We start from the raw sequence: 4,071 nt of genomic DNA on the forward strand, positions 1-4,071 counted from the left end.
CCTGTTTGCAGGCTGGTTTGTGATCACCCAGGTTTTCGAATTTACCTGGCAACCGGACTGGGCCGCTGTCCTGTTGACCCTGGCCATCGGTGCGATTGTGACCTTGGGGATCGGCTTGCTCGGTTCGATCCCGGTACTGTCCGCAAAACCGGCCAGAGCGCTAAGGGAATTATAGGCCGGACCTTTAGCACCGAACCCGTCGAAACGCACATGTCGCCTTGAAATGTTATTCGACTGGCTCGGAACCAACGGATTCTCTCGGTCTAATCAGACATTTTGTCTCCGGCCAATCGCACAGCGATGGGGGCGGAGAGAAATAGCTGCGCAAGATGATAGAAAATCAGCGGCAGAATCACCAGACCGGCGCGCTCGGGTACGAAGATGATCGCTGCCAGCGGCGCGCCGATCGCGACGCTTTTTTGCGCACCGGAGAATAGCAGGGTCTTGCGGTCTGCGCGCACGAAGCCCATCCAGCTGCCGAGCAGCCAGGTCCCGCCAAATGCCAGTCCCAGCCAGAGCAACAATGCTGCGGCCAGCCAGACGAATTCGGTACCGCTCACCCGGCTCCACATACCGGCAATGATCGCTGCGGAAAAAGATACATAGACTGCCAGCGCGATCGCGCCCCGATCGATCCAGCCGGTCAGGTCCTTATGCCGCATCACCCATGGTCGCAACCAGTTCTGGAAGACTTGCCCGAGAACAAACGGCAGTACCAATATACCGGCGAGCTTGATGATGGTTTCCGACGTGATCTGGACACCAGCCGCTTGCGCGAGCAATGCGAACAGGAGCGGTGACAGAAACACACCGACCAGGTTTATCAATGCACTTGCGACGACGGAGGCCGCCACATTTCCTCTGGCTATAGCGCAATAGCTGGTCGCCGATTGCACCGTGGTCGGCAGCACCGCCAGAAACAGGAAGCCCAGCGCCACATCAGCGGGGAGACGCTGGACCAGAAATTTCGAAAGCAACAGGCCGACAATCAACATCACACCGAATACCCAGATGAATATCGTTCCCTGCAACCGGATATTGCCAAGCCCGGCCTTCACTTCCTCACGTTCCAGGCGGATGCCATGGAGCAGGAATACCGCAAAAATCCCGGCATTGAACAATATTCCGGCAATATCCTTTGCTGACCCCTGCACCGGTACGAGCGTTGCCAGGAGAACCGCTCCGCTGAGCAACCAGATAAACTTGTCGGTGAGGATCAGGCGAAGGGTTTGCATACTGTTGCGCCAAATGGATGCCCTTCTATGATTTGGCAAGCTTTCTGATGTTGCGGTGCAGCACCAAACAGGCTAAGGGCGCGGCAACAACGGGGCTTTGCTTATGGCCGCCCTTTCCTCTTCTAACGGTAGAATTTGATATGTCCCTTCGCAATATCGCAATCATTGCGCACGTCGATCACGGTAAGACTACGCTCGTTGACCAGCTTTTCCGCCAGTCCGGCACATTTCGCGACAATGAACGTGTCGAAGAACGGGCGATGGATTCGAACGATCTGGAAAAAGAGCGCGGCATCACGATTCTGGCAAAATGCACCAGCGTCGATTGGAAGGGCACGCGGATCAATATTGTCGATACCCCTGGCCATGCCGACTTTGGTGGTGAAGTGGAACGCATATTGTCGATGGTTGATGGCGTGATTCTGCTCGTCGACAGCGCGGAAGGGGCTATGCCGCAAACCAAGTTCGTCACCGGCAAGGCCCTTGCTCTCGGACTGAAGCCGATCGTTGTCGTCAACAAGATTGACCGTCCGGATGGCCGAGCAGAAGAAGTGCTCGACGAAGTGTTCGACCTTTTCGTCAATCTCGATGCCAACGACGAGCAGCTCGATTTTCCGACGCTCTTTGCCAGCGGTCGCAACGGCTATGCCGGCGAAACGCCTGAAGTGCGCGAAGGCGACCTCTCGCCGCTGTTCGACAAGATCATTGACCATGTGCCAGAGCCAGACGTGAATCCGGATGCGGAATTCAAGTTTCTGGTAACCTTGCTCGATCGCGACAATTTTGTTGGGCGTATTCTGACCGGTAAGGTCGAAAGCGGAAAAATCGACATCAACATGCCGATCCACGCCATCGATATGGACGGAAAAGTGATCGAAACCGGTCGAGCGACCAAGATCATGGCGTTTAACGGCCTGGAACGTGTGCCGGTGGAAAGCGCCAAGGCCGGTGATATCATATCTCTGGCTGGCCTGACAAAGGCGACTGTTTCTAACACGATATGCGATATTTCCGTTACCGAACCGATCGCCGCACAGCCAATTGACCCGCCAACGCTCTCGATGCGTTTCGCAGTGAATGACAGTCCGGTAGCAGGCCGCGAAGGCGACAAGGTCACCAGCCGCGTGATCCGCGACCGACTGGCGCGCGAAGCGGAATCCAATGTCGCAATCAAGGTGACCGAAAGCGAAGACAAGGACAGTTTCGAAGTCGCCGGTCGCGGCGAATTGCAATTGGGCGTGCTGATTGAAACGATGCGCCGCGAAGGCTTTGAACTGGGCATATCCCGTCCCCGCGTGCTTTATCGCGAAGAAAATGGCAAGCGGCAGGAACCTTATGAAACCGTCGTTATCGATGTTGATGACGAATATGCCAGCACCGTGGTGTCCAAGATGCAGCGCCGCAAGGCGGAACTGACCGAGCAGCGCCCCTCCGGCGCCGGCAAGACCCGTTTGACCTTCTCCGCACCATCGCGCGGATTGATCGGCTATCATGGCGAATTCCTGTCCGACACACGCGGCACCGGTCTGATGAACCGCCTGTTCGAAAAATATGACGATTATAAAGGCGTGATCGAAGGCCGGCCGGTAGGTGTGCTGGTTTCAAACGGCACCGGCAACACGGCCGCCTATGCACTGAACATGCTGGAGGAACGCGGCGTATTGTTCATTGGCGCGCAGACCCCGGTGTACGAAGGCATGATCATCGGTGAAAACGCCAAGCCCGGCGATCTCGATGTCAATCCAATGAAGTCCAAGGCGCTGACCAACTTCCGGGTGTCGGGCAAGGAAGACGCGATCCGGCTGACGACGCCAAAGGTGATGACGCTGGAACAGGCCATTGCCTATATCGACAATGACGAACTGGTCGAGGTCACCCCGAAGAATATTCGGCTGCGCAAGCGCTATCTCGATCCGAATGATCGCAAGAAGGCATCGCGGCAGGCAGCAGCAGCTTGACCATCTGATTTTTTCGCCTAATCTCAATCCGATAGCGGCTTGAGAGGAACATTTCATGAAATGGATGGTGATGCCCCTGCGGCGTTATGCCGAATTCGGTGGCCGATCCCGGCGCAGGGAATATTGGATGTTTTTCCTGTTCACTGTCCTGCTCGGGTTAGGCACTGCCTTGTTCGATACTCTGGCCTTCGGTCTCGAATTCGATGACAATGGTCCTCTTTCCATTTTAACCAATGTTGCGCTGCTCATTCCCAGCCTTGCTGTCGGTGTAAGGCGCCTGCATGATGTCGGCCGATCAGGTTGGTGGTTGCTGCTGTTCTTTGTGATAATCATTGGCTGGATACTGTTGATCGTTTTCTTCGTTACCGATGGAGATCACGGGGACAATGCTTATGGTCCAGATCCGAAATTATATCAGGACATCGGCGAGATTTTCAGTTGACGGTTTTGCTGCCGACAGCATCGGCAGGGGTTGATTATGCGGATGGTTGTGGCAATGCGCTTCAAACCATCAGGAGCTTATAGCGATGACCGAAGACCAACAGCCCGATCAGGCCAATTCAGCAGCATCCGGTCCGGATGTCCCGCCAGACCGCCTCGCAATCAACCCAAACAGCCCACATTTCGGAGGCGATTTACTGACCCGCGGTATCGGGATCAATTTTCGTGGCACCCGCAAGCATAATATCGAGGAATATTCCATTCCCGAGGGCTGGGTGAAGGTTCAGGCAGGCAAGACCATGGACCGCAAGGGCAATCCGCTGCTGATCAAACTGAACGGTGAAGTGGAAGCCTGGTTTGAAGATCTGGGCGACGACGCTCCGAAGAACAGCAAGGACGGCTAATGACCGACGATTTCCGCGGCAAGATTGTCTGGA

The 4,071-nt window shown here is 55.6% G+C and carries 4 protein-coding genes; 3 read left to right on the forward strand and 1 reads right to left on the reverse strand.

Going from position 1 to position 4,071, the window contains the following annotated elements:
* Window positions 1-263: 263 nt before the first annotated feature.
* Window positions 264-1,235, reverse strand: a complete 972-nt coding sequence (locus ACEW8J_RS02385) for a bile acid:sodium symporter family protein (RefSeq protein WP_373490029.1) — start codon at window positions 1,233-1,235, stop codon at window positions 264-266.
* Window positions 1,236-1,375: 140 nt separating this feature from the next.
* On the opposite strand from ACEW8J_RS02385, the gene typA reads away from it, so the two are divergent.
* The 3 genes from typA to ACEW8J_RS02400 all read left to right on the forward strand — a co-directional run bounded on the left by typA (window position 1,376) and on the right by ACEW8J_RS02400 (window position 4,038).
* Entirely contained in the window at window positions 1,376-3,193 is a 1,818-nt protein-coding gene (gene typA / locus ACEW8J_RS02390) for a translational GTPase TypA (protein WP_373490030.1), read from the forward strand.
* Between the two features lie 70 nt (window positions 3,194-3,263).
* Window positions 3,264-3,635, forward strand: coding sequence for a DUF805 domain-containing protein (locus ACEW8J_RS02395; RefSeq protein WP_373490032.1), 372 nt, complete (start codon window positions 3,264-3,266; stop codon window positions 3,633-3,635).
* Between the two features lie 85 nt (window positions 3,636-3,720).
* Window positions 3,721-4,038, forward strand: a complete 318-nt coding sequence (locus ACEW8J_RS02400) for a DUF3297 family protein (protein ID WP_373490031.1) — start codon at window positions 3,721-3,723, stop codon at window positions 4,036-4,038.
* The last annotated feature ends 33 nt before the right edge of the window (window positions 4,039-4,071 follow it).

This window comes from Parasphingorhabdus sp., from assembly GCF_041748495.1.
GTDB lineage: Bacteria > Pseudomonadota > Alphaproteobacteria > Sphingomonadales > Sphingomonadaceae > Parasphingorhabdus.